This window comes from Kosakonia sp. LAM2021, from assembly GCF_016620385.1.
GTDB classification, from domain to species: domain Bacteria; phylum Pseudomonadota; class Gammaproteobacteria; order Enterobacterales; family Enterobacteriaceae; genus Kosakonia; species Kosakonia sacchari.
Map to the genome: position 1 here is coordinate 1 of NZ_JAENHT010000018.1, position 23,090 is coordinate 23,090.

Sequence of the window (23,090 nt, forward strand, 5' to 3'; positions counted from 1 at the left end):
TTACGCTTTCCTCTTTCAGAGTCAACCCTGATTTTCAGGATTTTTTCTCTTCAACCGAACCGGCTGTTTGTGTGAAGTGATTCACATCCGCCGTGTCGATGGAGGCGCATTATAGGGAGTTCTCCGCCCCCCGCAATAGAAAAATGACATAAAAATGACTGACTGCTGCATTCCACAGCAAAACCCGCCTTTATACCCATTTACGCACAGACTTATCCACAATCCGGCAAAAGTACAAAAATTCGCGAGCGCTACGCAAACGTTTTCGTTACAATGCCCGCGCAAAAAACATGAGCCCTCGCTGGGGCATTAGCTAAGTTTTAGGATCAATAAAGATCCTAATATTTAGCTAACGCTCTCTGTTAAAGACAAATCCAGGGGATTTACCATGCAACAACGTCGTCCAGTCCGCCGCGCTTTGCTCAGTGTTTCTGACAAGGCCGGTATTGTCGAATTCGCACAGGCGCTCTCTCAGCGTGGCGTAGAACTGCTCTCTACCGGCGGCACCGCGCGTTTGCTGGCGGAAAAAGGTCTGCCAGTGACCGAAGTTTCCGACTACACCGGTTTTCCGGAAATGATGGATGGACGCGTGAAAACCCTGCATCCGAAAGTCCACGGCGGCATTCTGGGTCGTCGCGGGCAGGATGACGCGGTCATGGCAGAACATGCAATTGCGCCGATCGATATGGTGGTCGTTAACCTTTATCCATTCGCCGAGACCGTCGCACGTGAAGGTTGCTCACTGGAAGATGCGGTAGAGAATATTGATATCGGCGGTCCAACCATGGTTCGCTCCGCCGCGAAAAACCATAAAGATGTGGCTATCGTTGTAAAGAGCAGCGACTACACTGCCATAATTAATGAAATGGATGCCAACGAAGGCTCACTTCTGCTTGCCACCCGTTTCGACCTGGCGATTAAAGCGTTTGAACACACCGCTGCGTACGACAGCATGATTGCCAACTACTTCGGCAGCCTGGTTCCGGCCTATCACGGCGAAAGCAAAGAACCCGCCGGTCGCTTCCCGCGTACCCTGAACCTGAACTTCATTAAGAAGCAGGATATGCGCTATGGCGAAAACAGCCACCAGCAAGCCGCCTTCTATATAGAAGAAGAGATTAAAGAAGCCTCTGTTGCTACCGCGCAGCAGCTGCAAGGCAAAGCGCTCTCCTATAACAATATTGCCGATACCGATGCGGCACTGGAGTGCGTGAAAGAGTTCAGCGAGCCCGCGTGTGTGATTGTGAAGCACGCCAACCCTTGTGGTGTCGCGGTTGGCGATTCGATTCTGGATGCTTACGATCGCGCTTATAAAACCGATCCGACCTCCGCATTCGGCGGCATTATCGCTTTTAACCGCGAGCTGGACGCTGAAACCGCACAGGCCATCATCTCTCGCCAGTTTGTTGAAGTGATTATCGCGCCGTCCGCGAGCGAAGAAGCGCTGAAAATCACGGCGGCAAAACAGAATGTGCGCGTACTGACCTGTGGTGAGTGGGCACAGCGTGTGCCAGGCCTTGATTTTAAACGCGTGAATGGCGGCCTGTTGGTTCAGGACAGAGATCTCGGCATGGTAAGCGCAAGCGAACTCCGTGTCGTCAGCAAACGCCAACCGACCGAGCAAGAGCTGCGTGATGCGCTGTTCTGCTGGAAAGTGGCGAAATTCGTCAAATCCAACGCCATTGTCTATGCGAAAGAGAACATGACCATCGGCATTGGCGCAGGCCAGATGAGCCGTGTCTACTCAGCGAAGATCGCCGGGATCAAAGCCGGTGATGAAGGGCTGGAAGTGAAAGGTTCGGCCATGGCTTCCGACGCATTTTTCCCGTTCCGCGATGGTATTGATGCCGCTGCCGCTGTTGGCGTGACCTGCGTTATTCAGCCTGGCGGCTCCATCCGCGATGACGAAGTCATTGCCGCCGCCGACGAGCACGGCATTGCGATGATCTTCACCGACATGCGTCACTTCCGCCATTAATCCACGGAGCAGACAATGAAAGTATTAGTAATTGGCAACGGCGGGCGCGAACACGCGCTGGCATGGAAAGCCGCACAGTCGCCGCTGGTTGATACCGTTTTTGTCGCACCGGGTAATGCCGGTACGGCACTGGAACCGACGCTGCAAAACGTCGCGATTGGCGCAACCGACATCCCGGCGCTGCTGAGTTTTGCGCAGAATGAGAAAATCGATCTGACCATCGTTGGCCCGGAAGCACCGCTGGTGATTGGCGTTGTCGACGCATTTCGCGCGGCCGGTCTGAAGATTTTTGGCCCAACACAGGGCGCCGCGCAGCTGGAAGGCTCCAAAGCATTCACCAAAGACTTCCTCGCGCGCCACAATATCCCGACCGCCGAGTACCAGAACTTTACCGACATCGAGCCTGCGCTGGCTTACCTGCGTGAGAAAGGCGCGCCTATCGTGATCAAGGCCGATGGCCTGGCCGCAGGCAAAGGTGTGATCGTCGCCATGACGTTGGCAGAAGCCGAAGCAGCGGTTCACGATATGCTGGCAGGCAATGCGTTTGGCGACGCGGGCCACCGCATCGTGATTGAAGAGTTTCTCGATGGCGAAGAAGCCAGCTTTATCGTGATGGTTGACGGCGAACACGTGCTGCCAATGGCCACCAGCCAGGATCACAAACGCGTCGGGGATGGCGATACCGGCCCGAATACCGGCGGTATGGGAGCTTATTCGCCTGCGCCAGTGGTGACGGATGAAGTGCATCAGCGCACCATGGAACGCGTCATATGGCCAACCGTGCGCGGCATGGCAGCGGAAGGGAACACCTACACCGGTTTCCTGTATGCCGGGCTGATGATTGATAAGCAGGGCAACCCGAAAGTTATCGAGTTCAACTGCCGCTTTGGCGATCCGGAAACACAGCCAATTATGCTGCGCATGCAGTCTGACCTGGTGGAGCTGTGCCTGGCTGCGTGTGAAGGCAAGCTGGATGAGAAAACGTCAGAGTGGGATAGTCGCGCATCGCTGGGCGTTGTGGTTGCAGCCGGTGGTTATCCGGGCAACTACCGCAATGGCGATGTCATCCACGGTTTACCGCTGGAAGAAGTGGCAGACGGCAAAGTGTTCCACGCAGGCACCAAACTCTCTGCCGATGACCAGGTGCTAACCAATGGCGGGCGCGTACTGTGCGTCACCGCGCTGGGTAACACCGTCGCCGAAGCGCAGCAACGTGCGTATGCCTTAATGACTGATATTCACTGGGATGGCAGCTTCAGCCGCCGGGATATTGGTTACCGCGCGATTGCGCGCGAGCAAGGCAAGTAACTCCCGCCCTTTCACCCTCTCTCTGCCGGGGAGAGGGTTTTCAGAAACTCTTTTCCGTCGGCTGCCAGCGGCAGAAATCCGCATTCGCCACCAGCAATAGCTGCGCACCTTCCGGCGCTTCCAGCCATGCGACGCTTACCGCAACCGCAGAGCGGTTCTGACGCTGCTCAATACGGTTTAAGGCGTAATCATCCAGATCGGGCTTCACGGTCTGCCCTTCGCAGGTCTGTACCGTATGATTGGCCTGCCAGCGCCCCTGACGCAGGATCACCCGCCCCTGACGCAGCGCGTCACTGGTCTGGCGGATCTGCTCTGCCCGGTAGCGATACAGCGCGACCTGGTCGCTAGAAAGCTGCTGCTTCTGCCCGTCGACCTCACGCTGCATAAAGCTCAGCTCGCCGCGATCGTCAAAACGGACGCGAATATGCTCCGGCGGTTTACCGTAAACATTGAGTTCAATGAGGGTTAACGTATCGCCCTGCCAGCGGTATTCGCTAAGCGATGTGTTCCCGTGGTGCCACGGGCTAAACGCGGCGAGCAAGTGCGTCTCACCGTCTGAATCTTTACGCCAGACCCGCACCGCGCCCTGATCGCCGGCAAATCCGCTGGCGGTAAAAGGCGGTAAGGAGGAATCATGGCTACAGGCTGTCAGCAACAGCGCTGCGCCCGCTAACAACAGCGGGCGACGCCAGAATGACAAAAGGGGCGAAACCGCCCCTTCGACAAAACTGTTCACTGCCACGCGGTCTTACTTAACTGCGTCTTTCAGTGCTTTACCAGAAACAAATGCCGGCACGTTAGCTGCGGCGATTTTGATTTCTTTACCGGTCTGCGGGTTGCGGCCAGTACGCTCAGCGCGGTGGTTCACTTTGAAGGTACCGAAACCAACCAGTTGTACCGCATCACCTGCTTTCAGAGACTCAGTAACGGCAGCCAGGGTGGATTCCAGTGCAGCTTTCGCTTGCGCTTTAGACAGATCAGCCTTGTCTGCAATTACATCAATCAGTTGAGTCTTGTTCATAAGTTATCCTTTCAATGTGTTTATCGCTTGCTAAGCATCGAGTGCGACGGAAATGCCTCAAAAGCACTCTCCTGCATACACGCACCGATAGCCACTTATTTTCGCCCCCCAAATGTAGACCAGACGGGGGTATTAAGGGAAGCCTTCAGGCACGACAAAACAGGCGTTAAATCACGTTTTATTGTCTCATTGCTGCAAATTTATACCGATATTGCTCTCGCCGACCTCGCGCAAGTCTGCGCGCAGCCCTTTAATCAGCTCAATATCGCGTTCTTCGCAGGCAGCCAGAAGGCGGAAAATCTCCCACTGAATATCCCATTCTTGCTCAACAGCCGGGTTTTCCCGCAGCTCTTCGTCGGTCATTTCACGACCTTGCTGGGTCATTTCCAGCATCGCAACAGTGGTGATCGATGTTTTACTGACCTCGATAGCATGCTCCAGTGTTTCACCGCTCAGGCGCGAATGAATCAGTTCACTGAGTGCCACGCAAGCATCAATGGCCGGATAAACGCCGTACAGATCGTAGTCGTCCGCCGCCGGAATCGCCTCTTCCAGTTTCTCCAGCTGGCTGTCGAAATTCACTTTCGCGTCTTTGACGATCTGCGTTTCCCACACCAGGTCAAGGATCCGGCGGTAAAGCTGCGCGTCGCCAAACTCTGTCTGCTGGCAGAACATGGCGTAATTGGGGTACATACGCTCGCACAGGCAAGCCATAAAGACGACGTGCTGCCAGCTTTCCAGCTTTTCCAGACGCAGGTGAATTGGGTTTTGTAACATGATCGTTTCTCAAAATCGGTAATGCGCGGCAGTTTACCTGATATCGCGCTGAATTGCCTGCCAACGCGTAAACGCAGGCCGTCCGGATGCCACAGCGTCTGCCCAGCGCGTCGGTTCCGGTAACCGGTAGCCTTTCATGCAGCGCTGCACCCACGCGAGCGCACTATCCTGGCTGACGCGATGCCCGGTGGTGACAAACAACGGATTGCAGCGCGCCTTGCTGCGCCACACCCAGGCGAGCTTTTCGCCTTTATCCATCAACGGCGAGAGCGCACCCGGCTCATCCGCCAGCGGTTCGAACTTGCCGCACAGCCGCTTTTTCGCCACGCCGATAGTGGGTACATCAACCAACAAACCAAAATGGCTGGCAACGCCGAGACGGCGCGGATGGGAAATCCCGTGACCATCGACAAACAGCAAATCGGGTTTTTGCGACAGCTGCTCCCACGCCGCCAGCAGCGCCGGGTATTCACGAAATGAGAGGAAACCGGGGATATAAGGCATAGTGGTGGCGATACGCGCCACCTGATACTCAACTAGCTCCAGCGAAGGCCAGGAAAGCAGCACCATTGCCGCTCGCGTCACTTCTCCACCCAGCTCAAAACCGACATCGGCCCCGCCGATCAATGTGGGCGGATCTTTATCCAGACGATCCTCACGGATCACCGAAGAAGCCAGTTCAAGTTGTTGTGCGCGTAGTGACGCGAGATCCATACTCTCTCCTTACTGATGCCAGGAGGCCGAAAGACGGTGCACCGCCTCGACAAATACTCCTGCATGTTCCGGCGGGACATCCTGATGGATGCCGTGACCGAGGTTAAACACATGACCTTCGCCTTTGCCGAAGCCCGCGAGAATCGTCGCGACCTCTTCTTCAATGCGCGCAGGCGGCGCGTAAAGCATAGACGGGTCCATATTGCCTTGCAGCGCAACTTTATGACCCACGCGACGGCGCGCATCGGCAATATCGGTTGTCCAGTCGAGGCCCAACGCATCACAGCCTGTTTCTGCCATCGCTTCCAGCCACTGCCCACCGCCTTTGGTGAATAACGTCACCGGTACGCGGCGGCCCTCGTTTTCACGCAGCAAGCCATCAACAATTTTATGCATGTAATAGAGCGAAAATTGCTGATAATCGCGCCCGGTCAGCACACCGCCCCAGGTATCGAAAATCATCACTGACTGCGCGCCCGCGCGGATCTGCGCGTTGAGGTACAACGTGACGCTCTGCGCCAGCTTATCCAGCAGCGCATGCAACGTATGCGGTTCGGCGTACATCATCTTTTTAATCAGGGTAAACGCTTTGCTGCTGCCGCCTTCCACCATATAGGTTGCCAGTGTCCACGGGCTGCCGGAAAAGCCGATCAGCGGCACTTCACCTTTCAGCTCACGGCGAATGGTGCGCACAGCGTTCATCACGTATCCCAGCTCGTTTTCCGGGTCTGGCACCGGCAGCTTATCAACGTCCGCCTTGCAGGTGATGGGCGAGGTAAAACGCGGCCCTTCCCCGGCTTCAAAATAGAGGCCAAGCCCCATCGCATCCGGCACGGTAAGGATGTCGGAGAAAAGAATAGCCGCATCAAGCGGGTAGCGGCGCAGCGGCTGTAACGTCACTTCGCAGGCCAGCTCGGCGTTTTTGCACAGCGACATAAAATCGCCTGCTTGCGCGCGGGTCGCTTTATATTCCGGTAAATAGCGGCCTGCCTGGCGCATCATCCACACCGGGGTCATATCTACTGGCTGGCGCTGAAGCGCGCGCAGGTAACGATCGTTTTTCAGTTCGGTCATTGTCAGTTCCTCAAGCGTCAGGCCGCCAGTATATACACCTTATTCATCGTCTGCCCGACACATCGCCACCGTATCCTCGATGAGGCGGCGCGCCACCGTACCCGGAGGCGGTAACAGCGGCAAGTTGTCATAGCGATACCAGCCCGCATCCAGCAGCTCTTTCGGGTCAATGTGGATTTCGCCGCTGTCGTATTCCGCCATAAATGCGGTCATCAGCGATTGCGGGAACGGCCACGGTTGCGAAGTGACATAGCGCAAATTCTTCACTTTGATGCCGCTCTCTTCCATCACTTCTCGCGCCACCGCCTGTTCAAGGGTTTCGCCCACTTCGACGAAACCGGCGAGCACCGTGTAAATGCCATTGCGATGGCGCGTGTGCTGCGCCAGCAAAATGCTGTCATCACGACGAATGGCGACAATGATGCAAGGGGCGATTTGCGGGTAATAGCGTTCGCGGCAGTGATCGCACAGCATTGCCCACTCGGTTTTACTGGGGTGCATTGTGTGGCCGCAGTAACCGCAAAACTGGTGTGAACGGTAAAATTCCGCCAGTTGCACGCCACGGCCCGCGAGTTGAAACAGCCCCACATCTTGATCGATAAGCAGGCGTACGGATCCCATATCCTGCCGACGATTCTGGCGGATCATCCATACCGCTTCGCCCTGCCACTCGCCAATATGAAGCGCGCTCTGCCCCACAAGATCGAAATTTCCTGCCTTGCCGTGTGGTAATTCCCCGCCGGGCATCCATAATTTTTGTTCATGGCTGACGATCCACCAGCCCTGATCGTGTGCTTCAATAATACGTACCATTTGGTGCACTACCTTCGCTTTACTGGCATGTTATTAACATTATTATTACATCGTTTTGATCTTACATATTTGCGGAGCCATTTATGCTAAACCAGTTAGAAAGCCTGACAGAGCGCGTTGGAGGAAGTAACAAACTTGTCGACCATTGGCTGCAAGCACGTAAGCAACTGCTTGTTTCTTATTACAATCTGGTTGGCATTAAACCTGGCAAAGGATCCTACATGCAGCTTAACGAAAAAGCGCTGGACGATTTTTGCCACAACCTGGTGGAATACCTTTCCGCAGGCCACTTCAATATTTATGAACGCATCATCAGCGAATTGGAAGGGAGCAGCCCACTTTTAGCGGCGACGCAGCTTTACCCAATGCTTGAAGCGAATACAGTAGAAATCATGAACTATTACGACTCCAGCCTGGAAAACGCCATTGATGACGATAACTGTCTGGAGTTCCAGCAAGCGCTCTCCGATATCGGCGAAGCGCTGGCCGCCCGTTTTACCCTCGAAGACAAGTTAATCGTGCTGGCCTTTGATAACAACATCAAAGAGAGCGCCAACGACGAAAGCGGTGTCGCGCGACCGGCTTGAGTTCTTAAACATTAACGCGTAATTTAAAAAGCAGTCCCCGTCTTCGGACGGGTTTTTCTTGTCGGAGTGCCTATATTTTCACAACATCATTCGCGATGCGTCGAGACGGCAAGTTCGTGAATCCCCGGGAGCTTACATTAAGTAAGTGACTGGGGTGAGCAAACGCAGTCAACACAGACACCGTGCGAAAGATGAAGTGTAAAAGGCTGAGACCGTTAATTCGGGATCCGCGGAACCTGATCAGGTTAAAACCTGCGAAGGGAACAAGAGTAATCCATTCACGTCAACCACCCTCACGGGCGGTTTGCTGCCATTACTCCATCCGTCGTCTGACAAGCCATATCCTTTACATTCTGGAATGAGCTATGTCTGCAAAACTTACACGCCGTGAACAACGCGCCCAGGCGCAACACTTCATCGACACGCTGGAAGGCACCGCTTTCCCCAACTCACGCCGCATCTACATCACCGGTTCGCAACCTGATATCCGCATTCCGATGCGCGAAATCCAGCTGAGCCCAACGCTTACCGGCGGCACAAAAGAACACCCGCTGTTTGAAGAGAACGAAGCTGTGCCGGTGTACGACACCTCGGGTCCGTATGGCGATCCGGATATTGCGATTAATGTCCAGCAAGGTCTGGCGAAACTGCGCGCACCGTGGATTGCCGCTCGTGATGACAGCGAAACGCTGGAACAGCGCAGCTCTGCCTATACCAATGAACGGCTGGCCGATGATGGCCTCGACGAACTACGTTTTAGCGGTTTACTGACGCCGCGCCGCGCAAAACCCGGCCAGCGCGTCACGCAACTGCACTATGCGCGCAAAGGCATCGTCACGCCGGAGATGGAATTTATCGCCATTCGCGAAAACATGGGTCGCGAGCGTATTCGCAGCGAAGCGTTGCGCAGGCAGCATCCGGGCGAAGGTTTTGGCGCGCGGCTGCCGGAAAACATCACGCCGGAATTCGTGCGCGATGAAGTCGCCGCCGGGCGGGCGATTATCCCGGCCAATATTAACCACCCGGAATCGGAGCCAATGATCATTGGCCGCAACTTCCTGGTGAAGGTAAACGCCAATATCGGCAACTCGGCGGTGACTTCCTCGATCGAAGAGGAGGTGGAAAAACTGGTCTGGTCGACGCGCTGGGGCGCGGACACGGTAATGGATTTATCCACCGGGCGTTATATCCACGAAACCCGCGAATGGATCCTGCGTAACAGCCCGGTGCCAATCGGCACAGTCCCGATCTACCAGGCGCTGGAGAAGGTCAACGGGATCGCCGAAGATCTTACCTGGGAAGCATTTCGTGACACGCTGCTGGAGCAGGCGGAGCAAGGGGTGGATTACTTCACCATTCACGCGGGCGTGCTGTTGCGCTATGTGCCAATGACCGCGCAGCGCCTGACCGGCATTGTCTCGCGCGGCGGCTCGATTATGGCGAAATGGTGCCTCTCCCATCATCAGGAAAACTTCCTCTACACCCACTTTCGCGAGATCTGCGAAATCTGCGCCGCCTATGACGTCTCGCTGTCGCTTGGCGATGGCTTGCGCCCCGGCTCCATTCAGGACGCGAACGACGAAGCGCAGTTTGCCGAGCTACACACGCTTGGCGAACTGACCAAAATCGCCTGGGAGTATGACGTCCAGGTGATGATTGAAGGCCCGGGGCATGTGCCGATGCAGATGATCCGCCGCAACATGACTGAAGAGTTAGAGCACTGCCACGAAGCGCCGTTCTACACGCTGGGGCCGCTAACCACCGATATCGCGCCGGGTTATGACCATTTCACCTCCGGCATTGGCGCGGCGATGATCGGCTGGTTTGGCTGCGCCATGCTCTGTTATGTCACGCCGAAAGAGCACCTTGGCCTGCCGAACAAAGAGGACGTCAAACAGGGGCTCATCACCTACAAGATCGCCGCTCATGCCGCCGACCTGGCCAAAGGCCATCCTGGCGCGCAGATCCGCGACAACGCTATGTCGAAAGCACGTTTTGAGTTCCGTTGGGAAGATCAGTTCAACCTCGCGCTCGACCCCTTTACCGCGCGCGCCTACCACGACGAAACACTGCCGCAAGAGTCGGGCAAAGTGGCGCACTTCTGTTCCATGTGCGGACCAAAATTCTGTTCGATGAAAATCTCGCAAGAGGTGCGTGACTACGCGGCAGCCCAGGCGATTGAAGTCGGCATGGCGGATAAATCCAGCGACTTCCGCGCGCGCGGCGGCGAGATCTACCTGAAGAAGGAGGAAGTCTGATGTATCAGCCCGATTTTCCGCCGGTGCCCTTACGTCTCGGGCTTTACCCGGTGGTCGACAGCGTTGAATGGATTGCCCGTTTACTGGAAGCGGGCGTGCGCACCCTGCAACTGCGCATTAAGGATAAGCGCGACGAAGAGGTTGAAGCGGATGTGGTGGCGGCCATCGCGCTTGGCCGCCGCGTTAACGCACGGCTGTTTATTAACGACTACTGGCGACTGGCGATCAAACACCAGGCTTACGGTGTGCATCTTGGTCAGGAAGATCTGGGAACGACAGATTTAAGCGCCATTCGCGCGGCGGGTTTGCGCCTTGGCGTCTCCACGCATGACGATATGGAAATCGACGTTGCGCTGGCGGCGCGCCCTTCTTACATCGCGCTGGGGCATGTCTTTCCCACGCAAACCAAACAGATGCCCTCTGCCCCGCAGGGGCTGGAACAACTGGCGCGTCATATTGCGCGGCTGAAAGATTATCCAACCGTTGCTATCGGCGGTATCAGCCTTGCGCGTGCGCCGGCGGTATTAGCAACCGGCGTGGGCAGCATTGCGGTGGTCAGCGCCATCACCCAGGCGGATGACTGGCAACAGGCAACTCATCAGTTGCTGCAACTGGCGGGGGTGGGCGATGAATGATCGCGATTTTATGCGCTACAGCCGCCAGATCCTGCTGGAGGATATCGCGGTTACCGGCCAGCAAAAACTGCTCGCCAGCCGGGTATTAATTATCGGCCTCGGTGGCCTTGGCGCACCAGCGGCGGTCTACCTTGCTGGCGCAGGGATCGGCACGCTGGTACTGGCAGATGACGACGCCGTACACCTGAGCAACTTGCAGCGGCAGATTTTATTTACCACTGACGATATCAACCAGCCGAAAACCCAGGTCACCGCGCAGCGCCTGCACAGATTAAACCCGGATATTGAGCTGATAACGCTCCAGCAGCGCTTAAGCGGCGATGCGCTGCACCACCACGTTCAGCAGGCCGATGTGGTGCTCGACTGTAGCGACAACATGCTGACGCGCCAGGCGATCAACGCCGCCTGCGTGGCGCTGGAGACACCGCTTATCACCGCCAGCGCGGTCGGTTTTGGCGGCCAGTTGATGGTGCTGACACCGCCCTGGCAACAGGGCTGCTACCGCTGTTTATGGCCGGACGATAGCGAACCAGAACGCAACTGTCGCACCGCCGGCATTGTCGGCCCGGTGGTCGGTATTATGGGCGCCATGCAAGCGCTGGAAGCCATCAAATTGCTGAACGGCCTGCACACCACCAGCGGCGAGCTGCGCCTGTTCGACGCGCGCACCAACCTTTGGCGCACGCTGGCGCTGCACGCTTCCCGCCAGTGCCCGGTTTGTGGAGGGCGACATGCAGATACGCTTCAATGACGAATCGATGAACTGTGTCGCCGGGCTTTCCGTCGCGACCCTGCTTGAGCAACTCAATCAGCTCAAACCGGGTGTCGCACTGGCCGTTAATCAACAGATCCTGCCGCGCGAGCAGTGGGAAAACCATCTTGTGCAGGACGGCGATCACATCCTGCTGTTTCAGGTTATCGCAGGGGGCTGAGATGTTACGTATTGCAGAAAAAGAGTTCACTTCACGGCTGTTTACCGGCACCGGCAAGTTCGCCACGCCACAACTGATGGTCGATGCGATTCACGCCTCTGGCAGCGAACTGGTGACGCTGGCGATGAAGCGCGTCGACCTGCGCCAGCGCACCGATATGCTGTTGCAACCCTTGCTGGATGCGGGTGTAACGTTGCTGCCTAACACCTCCGGAGCGAAAAACGCCGAAGAGGCCATTTTCGCCGCGCAACTGGCGCGGGAAGCGCTCGGTACGCACTGGCTAAAACTGGAAATTCACCCGGACGCCCGCTGGCTGCTGCCCGATCCCATTGAAACGTTGCGCGCAGCGGAAAAACTGGTGCAGATGGGTTTTGTGGTTCTGCCGTATTGCGGTGCCGATCCGGTGCTGTGCAAACGGCTTGAGGAGGCCGGCTGCGCGGCGGTCATGCCGCTGGGCGCGCCAATCGGTTCCAACCAGGGGCTGGAAACCCGCGCCATGCTGGAGATTATTATTGAGCAGGCGAATGTGCCAGTGGTGGTCGATGCCGGGATCGGCGCGCCCAGCCACGCGGCGCAGGCGCTGGAGATGGGCGCAGACGCGGTGCTGGTCAATACCGCGATCGCGGTCGCCGACGATCCGGTCAACATGGCGCGCGCCTTTCGCCTGGCGGTCGAAGCCGGAACGCTGGCCCGCCAGGCCGTACCGGGCGCCCGCCAGCGTTACGCGCAGGCCACCAGCCCGCTCACTGGTTTTCTGGAGGAAACATTATGAGCACCTTCACTGACCGCTGGCGGCAACTGGACTGGGACGATATCCGCCTGCGCATCCACAGTAAAACCGCCGCCGATGTCGAACGCGCACTCAATGCCCGGCAACTAACGCGCGACGATATGATGGCGCTGCTCTCCCCCGCCGCCGCCGGTTTTCTTGAACCGATGGCACAGCAAGCGCAGCGGCTCACGCGCCAGCGTTTTGGCAACACCGTCAGCTTTTATGTTCCGCTTTATCTCTCTAACCTTTGCGCCAATGACTGCACCTATTGCGGGTTTTCGATGAGTAATCACCTGAAGCGCAAAACGCTGGATGAGCAGGAGATTGCGCGTGAATGCGCAGCCATACGCGAACTGGGATTTGAGCATCTGTTGCTCGTCACCGGCGAACATCAGGGTAAAGTCGGGATGGACTATTTTCGCCGCCATATGCCGGCGATCCGCCGCCAGTTCGCCTCGTTGCAAATGGAAGTGCAGCCGCTCTCCGAGCCGGAGTACGCCGAGCTGAAAACCCTTGGTCTTGATGGCGTAATGGTCTACCAGGAGACGTACCACGAAGGCCAGTATGCGCGTCACCATCTGCGTGGTAAAAAACAGGATTTCTTCTGGCGGCTGGAAACGCCGGACAGGCTGGGCCGCGCAGGTATCGACAAAATTGGACTCGGTGCGTTAATGGGCCTGTCCGACAGCTGGCGGGTGGATTGCTATATGGTTGCCGAGCATTTGCTGTGGCTGCAACAGCGCTACTGGAAAAGCCGTTATTCCATCTCCTTCCCCCGCCTGCGCCCTTGCGCAGGCGGCGTGGAACCGGCATCGGTGATGGATGAACGGCAACTGGTGCAAACCATTTGCGCGTTTCGCCTGCTGGCACCGGACACGGAGCTGTCGCTATCCACGCGCGAGTCACCGCACTTTCGCGATCACGTGATTCCGCTGGCCATTAATAACGTAAGCGCCTTTTCCAAAACGCAGCCGGGCGGCTATGCCGATCATCACCCGGAGCTGGAGCAATTCTCGCCCCATGATGGACGCCGCCCGCAGGAGGTTGCCGACGCGCTGATCGCCCGTGGGCTGCAACCGGTGTGGAAAGACTGGGATAGCTGGCTGGGACGTGCACCGCAAAAAAGCCGCAACGCACAGATAACGGGGTAACACCTTTTCGGCCTGTTACGTAAAAGCAAAATCGGGCGATGGCGGTTTGTCGCCCGAACCTTCATGCTTGCGCTGTCAGGTCACGAGACTGACCGGAGCGGGCGCTCTTCCTCTCTTCCGCTCCGCCTTACTCACTTCAGGTACGCTATCGCGCGCGCAGCCCCTATACTGATATCTGTTCCTCTTTTGCATGTTCAAGGACAAGAAAATGCATATCAAACAACTTTCATTTACAAGACCAATTCTGGTGAGCCTCGCCGGGATCCTCCTCAGTTTTGTGATAATCGCGCTCATGATTATCGCTGGTATGCGTAAAGAGACGCTGGAGGAGTACCACGATGTGAATCGCAATTTCGCGCATAACCTGGCGGTGAATTATACCCAGTCGATCCTGCGCGAAAACGACTATATTCTCAATCGCGCCACTGCGTTCTTTGCCCATGATAATCAATTAGACGCCACCGTAACCGGCGATCGGGACAAGGGGCTTAAGTTACTGATGCAGTTGCTGGCACTGATGCCGTCGGTGTCGTCGATTTCTCTCGCCGACTCGCGCGGAATTTATCTGCGCGCGCCGCAGGTGATGGGTAGCGGTGAGAATTTCAATGCCAGTACGCGTCCGTGGTTTATGCACCAGGCGGAAGCCAGCATGTTTAATCACTATACCCGCACCTATATGGATTTTTTTACCCATAACCCGACAGTGAGCATCTATAAACCGGTGATAGCGCCAGACGGTAAATTAAAAGGGACGCTGGCTTTTCACCTTGATCTGGCCTCCATGGGTTTCACCCTGCGCACCATGCAACCCCCGATGCCTGGCGAATTCTTCGTTATCGACGGCGAAGGCAAAGCGATGCTGCACCCGGACACTGGCGCGCTATTCAAGACACTTGTCAGCCCGGCAATGCTCGCAGCGATGACCAGTGCTGAAGGCGCGCTTTTCGATGAAAAAAATGCGTGCTGGTATTACTACTACGCCTTCACCAACCCGGAGTGGTTTGTGATCTATAAAGTGTCCGCCAGCACACTGGATAAACGCGTTCGCCATCAGATTCAGCTTGTCGGCTGGGGATTCACCACGGCGGCGGTGTTTATCATTCTGTTTGGCCTCTATTTACGCCACAGCTCACGCACGGTGCTGATCAACATTATTGATGCGATAAAAACCGGTGATGTAACCCGCGCCCCACGGCTCGAAGCAATGCTGAGCAAAGCGATTGAAAGCAGTAAAGAGCGGGAACAAACGTGGGTGCGACAGGCAACCATGGATGCGTTGACCAATTGTAAGAATCGTCGCGCCTTTGATGCCGATATTGCCGCGCTGATGAACGATCATCAGCCGTTTGCGCTGGCGTTGGTGGATATCGATAATTTTAAATCCATTAACGATACCTGGGGCCATTTGAATGGCGACATCGTGCTGCGCAACGTGGCGCGCGAAGGTATCCAGATTCTGCAGCCGCAGGGGATTTCGCTCTATCGCTACGGTGGCGAAGAGTTCGCGGTGATTTTCCCGCATGCGCATATTGATAACGCGCTGGCGCTGCTGGAGCAGTGGCGTGTGAAAGTGGAGAACCGTACCTGGCGCGAAAAAGAGCTTCTGGTCACTTTTAGCGCCGGTTTGGGCGAGTGGAACATGGAACCGCTGAACCAATTGGTCGGGCGTGTGGATGAAGCGCTTTATAAAGCGAAGCAGCAAGGTAAGAACCGGATTCTACTGGTGAATCACCTATAACCAGGCGACGCTTCGCAAGGTTGCAACCGGTTTCATGATATGCAGGGATTCTTTGTGATGCCCTACACACAATCGCGGTAAAGCGGTTGTTGAACCCAACAGCGCGGGATAATTATCACCTATCCCATCAACACCGAGGCTGACTATGAAAAACATCGTTTTATGCTGTGCAGCGGGTATGTCCACCAGCATGTTGGTGCAACGCATGAAAGACGCGGCGCAGAAAAAAGGCGTCGAGGTCACTATCAAAGCGGTACCTGTTGCGGATTTCAAAGATGAAATTGCAACAGCGGATATCGTGTTGCTGGGGCCACAGGTGAAATACGAACAGGCGAAATTGCAGGCGCAGGCGGAACCGCTGGGCAAGAAAGTGGCGGTGATCGATATGATGGATTACGGCATGATGAAAGGCGATGTCGTTCTGGAAAAAGCCCTTAAGCTACTGGAGTGAATGCGTGGAAGATTTAGAAACCATCATTATGGAATTGTTGGTTAACGCGGGCGCGGCGCGTAGCCAGGCATTAACCGCGTTACAGATGGCGCGTAAAGGCGACTTTGCTGAAGCAGAAAAAGCGATGGAAGAGTCGCGCGAATTCGTTAAAGCCGCGCATAAAATTCAAACCCAGCTTATCGGGCTCGATGAAGGCACCGGTAAGCTGCCGGTGAATTTGATCACCGTTCATTCGCAGGATCACCTGATGAACGCGATGGTGATTCAGGATCTGGCGACCGATATGATCGAGCTTTACCGCCGCATACCGCCGCGTGATTAAGGCATCGCTTCAATACAACGACCCTGCCCGCTCTGGCGGGCTTTTTTTCGCGCCGCTAAAAGTCGTGAGGTGTTTTTCGCCCCCATTTATGGCACAACATGGCATTCGATACTGTTTTTTTGCTATCCAGGTGACTTGTGCCAGCCATTCCATTTCCCTTTTACACGCTCTCCATCTTGCTGATTTTGCTATTGAAGGTTTGTCTGCAACGGGCATCAGGTTTGCGCAGCACAGCGGTGTTTATTGGCGCCTGCACCCTGCTGGTGCTGATGTCCGCCCTGCGCTGGCAATTCGATGCTCTGTTTTTACGTCAATTACAATCGATGGTAGCCATAGTGCTGCCCCCGCTCGCATGGCACTGTTTTGCTCACTTTACCGGACGTAATCGCAGGCAAAAGCTTACACTCTGCGCACTCCCACCCGCCATTGCTTTGGTGTTCAATTTGGCTGCGCCTGATACCACCGACATCGTGCTGGTATTGCTGTATCTCGGTTACGGTGCAGGGTTAATCACAACCGCCAGGCAAGGCGCCGACGCGTTTGTCTTCTCGCGTCTAAGCGAGGCCACAATAACATCGCGTATGGCGCTGCTGGCGGGTAGTTTCCTGTGCTTTTCCGCGCTGACCGATCTGGCTATTGCGCTGGATTTTCATTTTTATCATGGTCAGCAGGCACCGCAACTGGTGGCGATCTCCCAGGCAATCTTGCTGCCGTTTATCTGCCTGGCCATTGTTTATCGCGGTAAAGCCGCGCCCGTTGAGTTGCCAACCTCGTCTGTCGAACACGAAGCCAGTGCGGATGACAAAGACCTGCTTGCCACTTATCAGCACCTTGAAGCCCGCGTTCGCGAGCAACACCTGTTCCTGAATACCGATCTGACGCTTAACACGCTGGCAAAAAAATTGGGCATTCCTGCACGACAGATCTCGCGAGCAGTTAACCAGACATGTGGCTGCAATGTCTCGCAGTGGATCAACCGTTTTCGTATTCACTATGCCCAGCAGCTATTACGCAATTCCGACGCGCCGGTGACAGCGATCATGCTGGACTCAGGGTTTGCTACCAAGTCTAACTTTAATCGCGAGTTTATCCGTATTAGTGGGATGAGCCCGACTGATTACCGTCTCACATCGGAGAATAAACCAGTGTCTGTTGCAGGAACGCGCTGATTTGCTTAAAGAGGCGTTGATGAATTTCTGCCCGGCTAAAGCTACCTCCGTCCTGGCAGACGATCCCTTCTCCTGGATCTTGCGCGTCGATTAATGCAGCCGCCCCCGGCTTGCATAATTGCATAAAGCTAAAATGCGTCGCCCCCTCTACGTGAACATAACGCTGTAGGGCGACCGGAATGTGTTCTGCAAGATAACCCGATTCGAGACGGGCAGGCAGTTCATCGCTATCTGCTTGCGCCGCCATAACCAGTACTGGAATAGTTATCTGCTTAAGGCTTTCTGGCGTGAAGCCACGCGCCAGGCCGAGATCGAGCGAAACCACCGCTTTGATCCGTGAGTCACGCATATTCAGCGACAACATGTCGCTTGCTGAGGATTGATCGATGCCCAGCGTAGAAGCCAGCTTACAACTCGATAGCACAGCATATTGCTGACAATCAGCCATAAAACGGCGGCTATCAAAACGCCCACCAGCGAGTTCCAGCACCGTCCAGCCTCCCAGTGAGTGACCCAGCGCTGCAATACGTTGCGTATCCACCAACCCTGCCAGATCAGGCTCAGCAAGCAGTTTATCCAGCACGTGGTGGAGATCCTGCGGACGTAGCCAAAGCTGTTTTGCATCTTGCGGTTTTTTATTGCGCGTCGTGGTCCCCGGATGATCGGGCGCGGCGACGATATAGCCCTCATCCGCCATCTGCTGCGCCAGCCAGTTAAGATTACGCCAGTTGCCGCCGTAACCGTGCGAAATCAATAACAGCGGATGAGCGCCAGCAGCGGGTTTTGCATCGCGTAACGCAGCAGTACCGCTAAAAACGATGTCATCTCCCACAATTTCCGCTTTACCGCGTTCTGACGTGGGATACCAGACCGCGACATCCAGCGGGCGGGCGCTGCTTTCATCCATGCGTAGCTGGCGAAAAGCGGTTTCGGCATGTGCCATGCCGCCAAACAAAATAGTAAGTAACAGAAGGGTGATACGTGAAGTCATAGTACGTTCCTGGTGAGTTAACCGTCGCGAAGATTCTGCAACTCGCCGTGCGTACAATGCGTCCTGAAACGCGATCGAGGTCTTAAAACCTGAATTTCAGCCATAAAAAAACCCGCCGAAGCGGGTTTTTATTACGCGAAACGATTACTCGTTGTCGGAACCACCCAGACCTGCGTTCAGCAGTTCTGCCAGGCTCGCGGACGCATCTTCCGCAGTCACCTGCGGTGCTGCCGGCAGTTCGCCAGCGGCGCGACGGCGCATACGATCCTGGTGGTACGCATAACCGGTACCGGCCGGGATCAAACGACCCACGATAACGTTCTCTTTCAGACCGCGCAGTTCGTCGCGTTTGCCCGCAACGGCTGCTTCGGTAAGCACACGAGTGGTCTCCTGGAACGATGCCGCGGAGATGAAGGACTCGGTTGCCAGAGACGCTTTGGTGATACCCAGCAGATCGCGTGCATAGGTTGCACCGATTTTGCCTGCTGCTTCAAGATCGCGGTTAGCGATCTTGACGCGAGAGTATTCAACCTGCTCACCTTCCAGGAAGTCGGAGCTTCCCGCGTTAACGATGGTGGCTTTACGCAGCATCTGACGAACGATAACTTCGATGTGCTTATCGTTGATCTTAACGCCCTGCAGACGGTAAACGTCCTGTACTTCGTTGGTGATATAACGCGTTACCGCGTGTACGCCACGAAGACGCAAAATGTCGTGCGGTGCTTCCGGACCGTCGGAAACTACGTCACCACGTTCTACACGTTCACCTTCAAACACGTTGAGCTGACGCCATTTCGGAATCATCTCTTCGTACGGCTCGCTACCGTCAACCGGCGTGATCACCAGACGGCGTTTCCCTTTGGTTTCTTTACCGAAGGAAATGATGCCGCTGATTTCAGCCAGGATTGCCGGCTCTTTCGGACGACGTGCTTCGAACAGATCCGCAACGCGCGGCAGACCACCGGTGATGTCCTTGGTACCGCTGGATTCCTGCGGAATACGCGCCAGCGCATCACCCGCACCGATCTGGATGCCATCTTCCAACTGGACGATCGCTTTACCCGGCAGGAAGTACTGCGCAGGCATGTCGGTACCCGGGATCAGAACGTCGTTGCCGTTAGCGTCAACGATTTTCAGCGCCGGACGCAGGTCTTTACCACCAGAGGTACGCTCTGCGGAGTCCAGAACCACCAGCGAAGACAGACCGGTCAGTTCGTCGGTCTGACGAGTAATCGTCTGGCCGTCGATCATATCAGTGAAGCGGATGAAACCAGCCACTTCAGTGATAACCGGCATGGTATGCGGATCCCAGTTTGCAACGGTTTCACCGCCGGCAACCTGCTCACCATCACCCTTCGCCATCACCGCACCGTAAGGCACTTTATAGCTTTCTTTGGTGCGACCGAATTCGTCGATCAGTTTCAGCTCAGTGTTACGCGAGGTAATAACCAGTTTACCGCTGGAGTTAACAACCGACTTCGCATTGCTCAGACGGATGCTACCTTTGTTTTTCACCTGAATGCTGGATTCAGCAGCCGCACGAGATGCCGCACCACCGATGTGGAACGTACGCATCGTCAGCTGTGTACCCGGCTCACCGATGGACTGTGCCGCGATAACGCCGATAGCTTCACCTTTGTTAATGATGTGGCCACGCGCCAGGTCACGACCGTAGCAGTGCGCACATACACCAAAGTCGGTGTCACAGGATACAACGGAACGTACCTTCACTGAGTCAACAGAGTTCGCTTCCAGCAGGTCACACCAGTGTTCGTGCAGCAGTGTGTTGCGCGGAACCAGAATATCTGCGGTACCCGGCTTCAGAATGTCTTCTGCAGTTACACGACCCAGAACGCGATCGCGCAGCGGCTCTTTAACATCGCCACCTTCGATAACCGGCGTCATGGTGATGCCTTCCAGCGTGCCACAATCGTCTTCGGTTACGACCAGATCCTGCGCCACGTCAACCAGACGACGGGTCAGGTAACCGGAGTTCGCGGTTTTCAGTGCGGTATCCGCCAGACCTTTACGCGCACCGTGCGTGGAGATGAAGTACTGGAGTACGTTCAAACCTTCACGGAAGTTCGCGGTGATCGGCGTTTCGATGATGGAGCCATCCGGCTTCGCCATCAGACCACGCATACCAGCGAGCTGACGAATCTGGGCTGCAGAACCACGCGCACCGGAGTCGGCCATCATGTAGATGCTGTTAAAGGAAACCTGCTGCTCTTCAACGCCGTCACGGTTAATAACGGTTTCGGTTTGCAGGTTATCCATCATCGCTTTGGATACGCGATCGTTCGCCGCGGCCCAAATATCGATAACTTTGTTGTAACGTTCGCCAGCGGTTACCAGGCCAGACTGGAACTGCTCCTGAATCTCAGCGACTTCAGCTTCCGCTTCGCTGATGATTTCGTGTTTCTTCTCCGGGATGACCATGTCATCGATACCAACGGATGCACCTGAACGCGCTGCATAAGCAAAGCCGGTGTACATCGTCTGGTCCGCGAAGATAACGGTTGGTTTCAGACCCAGAATGCGGTAACACGTATTCAGCATTTTGGAGATAGCTTTCTTGCCCAGCGCCTGGTTGACGATGGAGAAAGGCAGACCTTTCGGAACGATCATCCACAGAATCGCACGGCCAACGGTCGTGTCTTTCAGGCTGGTTTTCGCTACGAATTCGCCGTTAGCGTCTTTTTCGTACTCGGTGATACGCACTTTAACGCGCGCATGCAGAGAGGCCAGGCCAGCGCGGTAAATACGCTCAGCTTCTTTCGGGCCAGTCAGCACCATGCCTTCGCCTTTGGCGTTAACACAGTCACGGGTCATGTAGTACAGACCCAATACAACGTCCTGAGACGGAACGATGATAGGTTCGCCGTTCGCCGGAGACAGAATGTTGTTGGTGGACATCATCAGCGCACGCGCTTCCAGCTGGGCTTCCAGCGTCAGCGGTACGTGAACAGCCATCTGGTCACCATCGAAGTCGGCGTTATATGCCGCACAAACCAGCGGGTGCAGCTGGATAGCTTTACCTTCGATCAGTACCGGTTCAAACGCCTGGATACCCAGACGGTGCAGTGTTGGTGCACGGTTCAGCAGTACCGGGTGTTCGCGGATAACTTCGTCCAGGATATCCCAAACGACAGCTTCTTCGCGCTCAACCATTTTCTTCGCGGCTTTGATGGTGGTGGCGAGGCCACGCAGTTCCAGCTTGCCGTAGATAAACGGTTTGAACAGCTCCAGTGCCATTTTTTTCGGCAGACCGCACTGATGCAGACGCAGGTATGGACCTACGGTGATTACAGAACGACCGGAGTAGTCAACACGCTTACCGAGCAGGTTCTGACGGAAACGACCCTGTTTACCTTTGATCATATCGGCCAAAGATTTCAGCGGACGTTTGTTGGAACCGGTAATCGCACGACCGCGACGGCCGTTATCCAGCAGGGCGTCAACCGCTTCCTGCAGCATACGTTTTTCGTTGCGTACGATAATGTCCGGTGCCGCCAGATCCAGCAGGCGTTTCAGACGGTTGTTACGGTTGATCACGCGACGGTACAGATCGTTCAGATCCGACGTTGCGAAACGACCACCATCCAGCGGAACCAGCGGACGCAGGTCCGGCGGCAGCACTGGCAGAACGGTCAGGATCATCCACTCCGGTTTGTTACCAGACTGTACGAACGCTTCCAGCAGTTTGATACGCTTGGTCAGCTTCTTACGTTTGGTTTCGGAGTTGGTTTCGTTCAGCTCTTCGCGCAGTTGTTCGCACTCTTGCTCCAGATCCATGCTTTTCAGCAGGGCCTGAATAGCTTCGGCGCCCATTTTCGCGTCGAATTCGTCACCGAACTCTTCCAGCGCGTCCAGGTACTGTTCTTCGGTCAGGATCTGGTTACGTTCCAGATTGGTCATACCGCCTTCGATAACCACATAGGATTCGAAGTACAGAACACGTTCGATATCGCGCAGCGGCATATCCAGCAGCAGGCCGATACGGGACGGCAGAGATTTCAGGAACCAAATGTGGGCGGTCGGAGACGCCAGCTCGATGTGGCCCATGCGCTCACGACGCACTTTCGTCTGGGTCACTTCAACGCCGCACTTCTCACAGATCACACCACGGTGTTTCAGGCGCTTGTACTTACCGCACAGGCACTCGTAATCTTTTACTGGCCCGAAAATACGCGCACAGAAAAGGCCGTCACGCTCAGGTTTGAACGTACGGTAGTTGATGGTTTCCGGCTTCTTAACTTCACCAAAAGACCATGAACGGATCATGTCTGGCGAGGCCAGAGCAATTTTGATCGCATCAAACTCTTCGGTTTTAGTTTGCGCTTTCAGAAACTTTAATAAGTCTTTCACGGATTTGCTCCCGTCGGAGTTAGCACAATCT

General features: G+C 55.6%; 21 protein-coding genes and 1 riboswitch. Of the genes, 13 read left to right on the plus strand and 8 right to left on the minus strand.

The genetic code is table 11. From position 1 onward, the window contains the following. Positions 1-388 precede the first annotated feature (388 nt). Positions 389-1,978, plus strand: coding sequence for a bifunctional phosphoribosylaminoimidazolecarboxamide formyltransferase/IMP cyclohydrolase (gene purH / locus JKP81_RS22920; RefSeq protein ID WP_200553588.1), 1,590 nt, complete (start codon positions 389-391; stop codon positions 1,976-1,978). Between the two features lie 15 nt (positions 1,979-1,993). Then, the gene (purD, locus tag JKP81_RS22925; protein ID WP_200553589.1) at positions 1,994-3,286 is read left to right on the plus strand and encodes a phosphoribosylamine--glycine ligase; all 1,293 of its coding nucleotides are present in this window, start codon (positions 1,994-1,996) and stop codon (positions 3,284-3,286) included. A gap of 40 nt (positions 3,287-3,326) precedes the next feature. On the opposite strand, the gene JKP81_RS22930 is transcribed toward purD, so the two are convergent. From JKP81_RS22930 to nudC, 6 genes are all read right to left on the minus strand, one after another. Continuing rightward, positions 3,327-4,022: a DUF1481 domain-containing protein gene (locus tag JKP81_RS22930; RefSeq protein ID WP_200553601.1), complete on the minus strand. Its 696-nt coding sequence runs from the start codon at positions 4,020-4,022 to the stop codon at positions 3,327-3,329. A gap of 12 nt (positions 4,023-4,034) precedes the next feature. Next, a complete protein-coding gene (gene hupA, locus JKP81_RS22935) occupies positions 4,035-4,307 on the minus strand; it encodes a nucleoid-associated protein HU-alpha (protein ID WP_017460010.1) in 273 nt (90 codons plus the stop codon). A gap of 186 nt (positions 4,308-4,493) precedes the next feature. Further along, the gene (locus tag JKP81_RS22940; protein WP_020456071.1) at positions 4,494-5,084 is read right to left on the minus strand and encodes a YjaG family protein; all 591 of its coding nucleotides are present in this window, start codon (positions 5,082-5,084) and stop codon (positions 4,494-4,496) included. 33 nt (positions 5,085-5,117) lie between these two features. Next, positions 5,118-5,798 (minus strand): deoxyribonuclease V, encoded by a 681-nt coding sequence (gene nfi / locus JKP81_RS22945; protein WP_200553590.1) that lies wholly within the window; start codon positions 5,796-5,798, stop codon positions 5,118-5,120. Between the two features lie 9 nt (positions 5,799-5,807). Then, the gene (gene hemE, locus JKP81_RS22950; protein WP_086868583.1) at positions 5,808-6,872 is read right to left on the minus strand and encodes a uroporphyrinogen decarboxylase; all 1,065 of its coding nucleotides are present in this window, start codon (positions 6,870-6,872) and stop codon (positions 5,808-5,810) included. A 39-nt stretch (positions 6,873-6,911) separates the two neighbouring features. Continuing rightward, entirely contained in the window at positions 6,912-7,685 is a 774-nt protein-coding gene (nudC, locus tag JKP81_RS22955) for an NAD(+) diphosphatase (protein ID WP_017460014.1), read from the minus strand. Positions 7,686-7,768: 83 nt separating this feature from the next. Between nudC and JKP81_RS22960 the strand changes: the two genes are divergently transcribed. The 11 genes from JKP81_RS22960 (at position 7,769) to JKP81_RS23010 (ending at position 17,700) form a co-directional block, all read left to right on the plus strand. Further along, on the plus strand, positions 7,769-8,272 hold the full coding sequence (locus tag JKP81_RS22960) for an Rsd/AlgQ family anti-sigma factor (RefSeq protein WP_020456067.1): 504 nt from the start codon (positions 7,769-7,771) through the stop codon (positions 8,270-8,272). 114 nt (positions 8,273-8,386) lie between these two features. Then, a riboswitch (TPP riboswitch) is annotated at positions 8,387-8,552 on the plus strand. 85 nt (positions 8,553-8,637) lie between these two features. Further along, positions 8,638-10,530 carry a phosphomethylpyrimidine synthase ThiC gene (gene thiC / locus JKP81_RS22965; RefSeq protein WP_200553591.1) on the plus strand — a complete coding sequence of 631 codons (1,893 nt, stop codon included), beginning with the start codon at positions 8,638-8,640 and terminating at the stop codon, positions 10,528-10,530. Continuing rightward, the gene (gene thiE / locus JKP81_RS22970; protein WP_200553592.1) at positions 10,530-11,165 is read left to right on the plus strand and encodes a thiamine phosphate synthase; all 636 of its coding nucleotides are present in this window, start codon (positions 10,530-10,532) and stop codon (positions 11,163-11,165) included. Before thiC ends, thiE begins: the two co-directional genes overlap by 1 nt. Further along, on the plus strand, positions 11,158-11,916 hold the full coding sequence (locus tag JKP81_RS22975) for a HesA/MoeB/ThiF family protein (RefSeq protein WP_200553593.1): 759 nt from the start codon (positions 11,158-11,160) through the stop codon (positions 11,914-11,916). The genes thiE and JKP81_RS22975 overlap by 8 nt, the downstream gene beginning before the upstream one ends. After that, a complete protein-coding gene (gene thiS, locus JKP81_RS22980) occupies positions 11,897-12,097 on the plus strand; it encodes a sulfur carrier protein ThiS (RefSeq protein WP_017460019.1) in 201 nt (66 codons plus the stop codon). Before JKP81_RS22975 ends, thiS begins: the two co-directional genes overlap by 20 nt. Position 12,098: 1 nt before the next feature. After that, the gene (gene thiG / locus JKP81_RS22985) at positions 12,099-12,869 is read left to right on the plus strand and encodes a thiazole synthase (protein ID WP_200553594.1); all 771 of its coding nucleotides are present in this window, start codon (positions 12,099-12,101) and stop codon (positions 12,867-12,869) included. Beyond that, complete coding sequence (gene thiH / locus JKP81_RS22990; protein ID WP_200553595.1) at positions 12,866-14,020, plus strand: 2-iminoacetate synthase ThiH; 1,155 nt, start codon at positions 12,866-12,868, stop codon at positions 14,018-14,020. Before thiG ends, thiH begins: the two co-directional genes overlap by 4 nt. A 208-nt stretch (positions 14,021-14,228) precedes the next feature. Next, positions 14,229-15,758: a sensor domain-containing diguanylate cyclase gene (locus tag JKP81_RS22995; RefSeq protein ID WP_200553596.1), complete on the plus strand. Its 1,530-nt coding sequence runs from the start codon at positions 14,229-14,231 to the stop codon at positions 15,756-15,758. 145 nt (positions 15,759-15,903) lie between these two features. After that, entirely contained in the window at positions 15,904-16,209 is a 306-nt protein-coding gene (locus JKP81_RS23000) for a PTS sugar transporter subunit IIB (RefSeq protein WP_023479403.1), read from the plus strand. A 4-nt stretch (positions 16,210-16,213) separates the two neighbouring features. Beyond that, on the plus strand, positions 16,214-16,531 hold the full coding sequence (locus JKP81_RS23005) for a PTS lactose/cellobiose transporter subunit IIA (protein ID WP_017460024.1): 318 nt from the start codon (positions 16,214-16,216) through the stop codon (positions 16,529-16,531). Between the two features lie 137 nt (positions 16,532-16,668). Next, positions 16,669-17,700: a helix-turn-helix domain-containing protein gene (locus JKP81_RS23010; protein ID WP_200553597.1), complete on the plus strand. Its 1,032-nt coding sequence runs from the start codon at positions 16,669-16,671 to the stop codon at positions 17,698-17,700. Here the strand turns inward: JKP81_RS23010 and JKP81_RS23015 are convergent. Together JKP81_RS23015 and rpoC are read right to left on the minus strand one after the other, a co-directional pair. Beyond that, positions 17,657-18,691, minus strand: coding sequence for an alpha/beta fold hydrolase (locus tag JKP81_RS23015; protein WP_200553598.1), 1,035 nt, complete (start codon positions 18,689-18,691; stop codon positions 17,657-17,659). The genes JKP81_RS23010 and JKP81_RS23015 overlap by 44 nt on opposite strands. Positions 18,692-18,835: 144 nt before the next feature. Further along, the gene (gene rpoC, locus JKP81_RS23020) at positions 18,836-23,059 is read right to left on the minus strand and encodes a DNA-directed RNA polymerase subunit beta' (RefSeq protein ID WP_200553599.1); all 4,224 of its coding nucleotides are present in this window, start codon (positions 23,057-23,059) and stop codon (positions 18,836-18,838) included. Between the last annotated feature and the right edge of the window lie 31 nt (positions 23,060-23,090).